This is a genomic window from Flavobacterium sp. (assembly GCF_036741995.1).
Classification (GTDB): Bacteria; Bacteroidota; Bacteroidia; order Flavobacteriales; family Flavobacteriaceae; genus Flavobacterium.
Map to the genome: position 1 here is coordinate 22,245 of NZ_DAINRG010000031.1, position 6,000 is coordinate 28,244.

Here is a 6,000-nt window from a genome sequence, read left to right on the forward strand (position 1 = left end):
AACTATTACTTTAGTTTGCGTTATTCACACATTTTTAAAAATTGAGAAAAAAAAAGCCCTGCCGTTATGTAGCGACAGGACCCATAATAAACGTCTCACATTTATTATTAACTAACCAAAAAATCAACCCAAACTTTAAAATATGCTGTATGGCATATAGTATTCATCGAAGTATTTTATAACCACACTATATTTTTATATGTGACTGCATTGTATGTTTTTTAATCATTGGGGTTTGATCAATCTCCGGAAATTTAGTTTCCAATAGTTCTTGGTATTTTGGATTAGTGTGATAAGCGAGTCCACTAATTCAAAAGCAGTGGTATTTCTTAATAACATTGGAATGACAATCAAGAGTTCTTTTCGTACCAATAGATTCTTTTTAATTCCGTCATGGTCTCTTTGCACAGCGGTGTTTTGTTTTACGGGGTACTATGCATTTGGTTTAGTTCACAAAGATGGCATTCCGAGAGCGATAATGGGTTATAAAATTCAAGTATTGTTTTTTATAATTCACACATTATCAGTAGGTTTTTTTAAAGTTTACATTCTGTCCATGTACCAATTGAGTTCTTTTTCCATTTTTTGGTATTTGAATATATTGGAAATTACTTTTTGCAAGCGCACAAAAGCCGTTTCACTTTTCACAACATAATCAAAAGCTTTGTGGTGCATGCAACTTACCGCTACCTCAATTTTATCCTGGCTCGAAAGCATAATGACCGGAATTCCGGCATTGATCTCTTTGATTCTGTCTAAGGTCTGCATACCATTAATGGCATTTTTAACGATACCATCCAAATGATAATCCAGGACAATCACGTCTGGTTTTTCATTTAGATTTTGAATACACAACTCTCCGGTAGGGAAGGTTTTTATTTCAAAATCGGCATGGTTAAGAAACTGTAATTCAAGTGATTTTAAAAAAACAGCATCATCATCTACGAGGAAAAGTTTAATTTTAGGTTCCGTTTTCATTCCTTATTTTTCTAAATGGATTAATTCATTTTCTAATTCTATAAACGATTGCAGGCAAACAGTTTCGAGCTGTGCCACTAAGTCATTTAACTCCACGGAAAGCTCCAGTTTTTCTGCAAATTCCTGAATTTTTTTGGCCAGTTCGGCATATTGCGGATGGATGCCCATTATGGCAAATGATGGGATTAATTTATGAGCTGTGGCTTTTAACAATGGCCAATCTTTATCTCGGAAACTTTGTTTCATTGACACAAGTAACGGTGGGGTTTGTTTTAAATAGACCTGTATCATTTCGGTCATTAATTTCGGATTGGCTTTGGTGAGCTGGGTCAAATAACTCAGATCTACGTATTTAATCGTTTGAGTTTGTTTGTTTCCTTTGATTTGATTTTCGATGATGGCAATCGGTTTTTTGATAAAGCTAATTAATTTGCTGTACAACAACCGTTCGTCAACCGGTTTCGAAATGTAATCATTCATGCCAACGGCTTTGCATTTGGCTACATCTACTGTAGTGACATCGGCAGTTAGCGCTATGATGGGAAGTGTTAATTTCATGGTTTGTCTGATGTATTCGGTAGCTTCGAAACCATTCATTTCAGGCATTTGTAAATCCATCAGAATGATATCATAAGTGTTTTTTTGAAGTTTTTCAATGGCAATTTTACCATTGGAAGCTATTTCACATTCAAAACCAAAATCATCCAAAAGTGTTTTCATCAGCAACTGATTCAGTTCCATGTCTTCCACGACTAATATTTTGGTGTCTTTAATTTCGGTATCGATTTCGAGGATTTCCGGTTCTAATACCGTTTCGATATGGGTTTTATCAAAATAGAGCATAAAGCTAAAGATAGAACCTTTGCCAATAGTACTTTCTACTTCAATAGTTCCGTTTTGCGCTTCTACCAATTGTTTTACGATGGCCAAGCCTAAACCGGTTCCGCCAAATATTCGGGAAGTACCGCTGGTGGCTTGCTGAAAGTTTTCAAATATTTTTTCGGTTTTGGTATCGCTTATGCCAATGCCAGTATCGGCTACTGAGAATTTTATAGCTACGTCATCATCGGTTTCTGAAACCAATTTTACGCTAACGGTGATTTTGCCAACACTGGTGAATTTGACCGCATTGCTCACTAAATTCAGTATGATTTGATGCAAACGCACCGGATCCCCTACTAAAACTTCAGGAATATCGTTATCATAGTGGGTTGTTAATTTTAAATTCTTCTCCTGTATTTTGGTTTCAAAGAGATGTAACATCGCTTTGATAGACAGTTTCAATTTGAAAGGTGTTTTTTCAAAAGTCATTTTCCCAGCATCTACTTTGGCTAAATCCAGTATATCATTGATTAGCACAATCAAAGCATCACCACTCATTTTAATGGCAGTTAGGTATTCTTTTTGTTTGGCTGTCAATTCGGTTTTGAGTACAACTTTGGTGAATCCGATAATGGCATTCATCGGCGTTCTTATTTCGTGACTCATATTTGATAAGAACTGTTGCTTTGATTTTACAGCTTCGTTGGCTTTGGTAGTAGCTGTTTCGGCTATAATTTTGGCTTCTTCCGCGATAGAAGAGGCGAGCTCCGCAAATATTTTGGCTTCGATTAAATCCTTTTCTCCTTTTTTTTGTTCCGTGATATCTCTGGCCACAACGACAGCACCAATGATATTGCCTTCAGCATCTTTATACACAGCACCGTTGAATAATACATCGGTAAGTTTTCCGTCTTTTAAGACCAATGGATAATCAACTACGAAACCTTTGGAAAAGACTTCTTCATAGCCTTTTTTGGCTTTTTCGGGCTCGGTAAAATAGTCAATAAAATAGGTGTCGATTAGATCCTCTTTGGATATTTCGGTTACTCTGACGGAGGCTTGATTGGTATCGGTAATCTTGCCTTGCGGACTGATAGTGAATAGGGGATCGCGACTAGCTTCAATGAGGCTTAGCGAATATTGAGAGGCTAATTTCAAAGAATAGTTATAGGCTTCCAGTTCTTTGTTTTCAAAGACGCGCTTCTCCTTTTCTTCGTTTTGAAAATTCAGTTCTTTATCAGCTAGAACCAATTCATCGGCACGGTCTTGCTTTTCTCCGGTTTGAAATTCAAGCTCTTTGTTGGCGATTAGTAATTCGTCAGCCCGGTCTTGTTTTTCTCCAGTTTGAAATAACAGTTCTTTATTGGCAATGATTAATTCGGCGGCGCGTTTTTCTTTTTCTTCGTTTTGAAAAGCCAATTCCTTGTTGGCAATAATTAATTCGGCGGCGCGTTTTTCTTTTACTTTGTTTTGGTATTCTAATTCTTTGTTGGCAATGAGCAACTCATCTGCCCGTTTTTCTTTTTCGCTGTTTTGGTGTTCCAGTTCTATATTGGCGATCACTAATTCGGCCGCTCGTTTTTCTTTTTCTTCATTTTGGAAAGCCAGTTCTTCATTTGCTACAACCAATTCGGCGGTAGTTTTCTTTTGTTTGGTAATGTCGATGAAAGAGATGAGCGAGCAATCATTTTCCTGAAATTTCATGGCTTGGATGGATACCAAAAACCAAAAGGGTTCCCCCTTTTTATTTTTCAGAATGATTTCGATCGTATTGACCACGTCTTTTACTTTTAATTGCAAAGCCATTTTCTCCAAAAATTCAGGATTGATAATCCCCAATTCCTTCGAAGTTTTACCAATAATTTCGTTTTTGGTATAACCAAAACACTTCAGAAAGGATTTATTGACATACTGAAACTGAGAGCTCTTAATATCTATAAATATCATTCCGATAGCGCTATTTTCAAACATATCAAAGAACAAATCATTGGATTTGTTCTTTTTGTCTTCCGATAGTTTGGGTGTATTCATATTTTTATATTGGATTAAGATTAATTGCCCACTTCTTCAATGGGGCTTCGTCTTTTGTCTTTTAATTTTTTGAAATGGGAAGGCGTTAGCCCACTCACTTTTTTGAATTGGGTACTCAAGTGTGCTACACTGCTGTAATTCATTTTCCAGGCAATTTCGGTAATGGAAAGTTCATCGTAAATAATTAGTTCTTTGATGCGTTCCACTTTGTGCAAAATCAAAAATTGTTCAATGGTGGTGCCTTGTACTTCCGAAAATAAGTTTGCTAGCGAGGTGTAATTTTGATTTAGTTTTTCGCTCAAATAATCGGAAAAAGTAATTTTGAGAGGTTCCTCATTATGGTGCACCAATTCTACGATTACATTTTTTATCTTTTCAATCATGATGGCTCTTTTGTCGTCCATCAATTCTAAACCCGATTCTAATAATCCTGCTTTGAGTTGTTGTCTTGTCTCGGAAGAAATAGTTTCCATAATATCCACCACGCCTAAATCGACGATTATAAAATGCAGTCCCAGCTTTCTTAACTCGTCTTTCACCATCATTTTGCAACGGTTACTGACCATGTATTTTATGTAGAGTTTCAAGTTTTTTTGTTTTGTTGTTGTATACTAGGTCAAAGGTTTGATTTTAAATCAGATAGTTGTTGTATAATTCAAGATTAGAATTGCATAATTCACACTTCGTCTAGGGGATTGCGTTTTTTGTCCTTAAGATTTTTGAAGAAAGTAGGCGTTAAGCCCGTTACTTTTTTAAATTGCGTAGATAAATGCGACACACTGCTGTAGTTCATTTTATATGATATCTCGGTAAGGTTGAGTTCGTCATATAGCAATAGCTCTTTTACCTTTTCGATTTTGTGGGCGATAATGTAATGTTCTATGGTAATGCCTTTGACTTCGGAGAAAATGTTGGCCAGATACGTATAGTCATAGCCCATTATTTTGCTGATGTATTCAGAGTAATTTACTTTGGGTAATTCATCGTTATAGTGAATCATTTCGGTGATGACAATTTTTATTTTTTCGATAAGCATCGCTTTTTTGTCATCCATCAATTCTAAACCCGATTCCAACAAAGCCGTTTTTAGTTTAGCTCGTTGTTCGTTGGTAATGTTTTCCAAAATCTCAACAACACCAAGTTCAACTGTTGTAAAATGTAGGCCTAAATTTTTAAGTTCTTCTTTGACTAGCATTTTACAGCGCAAACTAACCATATACTTAACGTAGAGTTTCATGTTTTTGAAGTTCGTTTGAAAGGTACTTCAGTGTGCTTTCAACGTTGAACTCGGGGTTTTACTGTTTTTTCAATAGCAATGAAATTTTTAGTAGTAAAAAAGATTTATGAAGTGTGGGTTCTAATCTTCATAACCACTTTTAATGATAGTGGAAATCATTTTGAATTGTTGGTTGGCATTGAAACTATGCTGCGCATGCGCCGGAATAATAATTCCTTCTCCTAATCCCAATTTGTGAATTTTGTTTTTGATAATAACCTCGGCCACACCATCAATAATTTGAATGTAGTTATCAAAAGGCGATGTTTTTTCGGCCAATTCTTCACCCGCATCAAAAGAAGAGGCGGTGATGTTTCCTGTTGTTTTTTTGATTATAGTTTTGCTTACCACAGCGTTGGGGATGTATTGAATGATTTCAACAATAATGTGAGATTTAGCTTTTTCAAGTTCCGAAGTATCCATGATTTTTGTTTAGGTATTAAATAACAATTTCACAAAAATGGCTTTATTCATGAAATGATAATCCAGACAAAGGTAGCTCCTTTAAAATGGCTATCGAGATAAAAGAAGTAAATGATTTGTATAATTCCCACATTAATATCAATTTGTGATTACATGTGCCTTTTTTCACAAATTAAATTTATGATTCATCTTTTGTAGTACGTACTAAACTGATGCCGGAAGCGAAAAATATAATGCCCAATACGCCATAGATAATAAGTGTTTTGATGTCTCTTGTACTTTCAGTAGCGGATAAAAAAACTTGTGCTGCATAAATAAGACTTACAATTCCAAGTACGGTAAGTAGGGCTCCAAAGATTCTTTTAATGTTCATAATTTATTTGTTTAGGTTATTAAAAAGGGTTTTTCTAAATATAGCCTCAAAGGTTAGTTCGTTTTTGTGAATAGTCCTTGTATAATAATTTTATTTA

Annotated in this window: 6 protein-coding genes; all 6 read right to left on the reverse strand. The window is 35.4% G+C overall.

The annotated features are described in order from the left end of the window. Window positions 1-543: 543 nt before the first annotated feature. Complete coding sequence (locus V7D82_RS09705; protein ID WP_333600779.1) at window positions 544-978, reverse strand: response regulator; 435 nt, start codon at window positions 976-978, stop codon at window positions 544-546. A gap of 3 nt (window positions 979-981) precedes the next feature. Beyond that, window positions 982-3,831: a PAS domain S-box protein gene (locus tag V7D82_RS09710; protein WP_333600780.1), complete on the reverse strand. Its 2,850-nt coding sequence runs from the start codon at window positions 3,829-3,831 to the stop codon at window positions 982-984. Between the two features lie 20 nt (window positions 3,832-3,851). Next, window positions 3,852-4,418 (reverse strand): helix-turn-helix domain-containing protein, encoded by a 567-nt coding sequence (locus V7D82_RS09715; RefSeq protein ID WP_333600781.1) that lies wholly within the window; start codon window positions 4,416-4,418, stop codon window positions 3,852-3,854. A gap of 89 nt (window positions 4,419-4,507) precedes the next feature. Next, on the reverse strand, window positions 4,508-5,068 hold the full coding sequence (locus V7D82_RS09720) for a helix-turn-helix domain-containing protein (protein WP_333600782.1): 561 nt from the start codon (window positions 5,066-5,068) through the stop codon (window positions 4,508-4,510). A gap of 120 nt (window positions 5,069-5,188) precedes the next feature. Further along, window positions 5,189-5,530, reverse strand: a complete 342-nt coding sequence (locus V7D82_RS09725; protein WP_333600783.1) for a cupin domain-containing protein — start codon at window positions 5,528-5,530, stop codon at window positions 5,189-5,191. Window positions 5,531-5,708: 178 nt separating this feature from the next. After that, window positions 5,709-5,903: a hypothetical protein gene (locus V7D82_RS09730; RefSeq protein WP_333600784.1), complete on the reverse strand. Its 195-nt coding sequence runs from the start codon at window positions 5,901-5,903 to the stop codon at window positions 5,709-5,711. Window positions 5,904-6,000 lie beyond the last annotated feature (97 nt).

Excerpts from the sequence above, each read along its gene's own strand:
- V7D82_RS09705 (WP_333600779.1), bottom strand. The coding sequence starts at position 978 with ATGAAAACGGAACCTAAAATTAAACTTTTCCTCGTAGATGATGATGCT.
- V7D82_RS09710 (WP_333600780.1), bottom strand. The coding sequence starts at position 3,831 with ATGAATACACCCAAACTATCGGAAGACAAAAAGAACAAATCCAATGAT.
- V7D82_RS09720 (WP_333600782.1), bottom strand. The coding sequence starts at position 5,068 with ATGAAACTCTACGTTAAGTATATGGTTAGTTTGCGCTGTAAAATGCTA.
- V7D82_RS09725 (WP_333600783.1), bottom strand. The coding sequence starts at position 5,530 with ATGGATACTTCGGAACTTGAAAAAGCTAAATCTCACATTATTGTTGAA.
- V7D82_RS09730 (WP_333600784.1), bottom strand. The coding sequence starts at position 5,903 with ATGAACATTAAAAGAATCTTTGGAGCCCTACTTACCGTACTTGGAATT.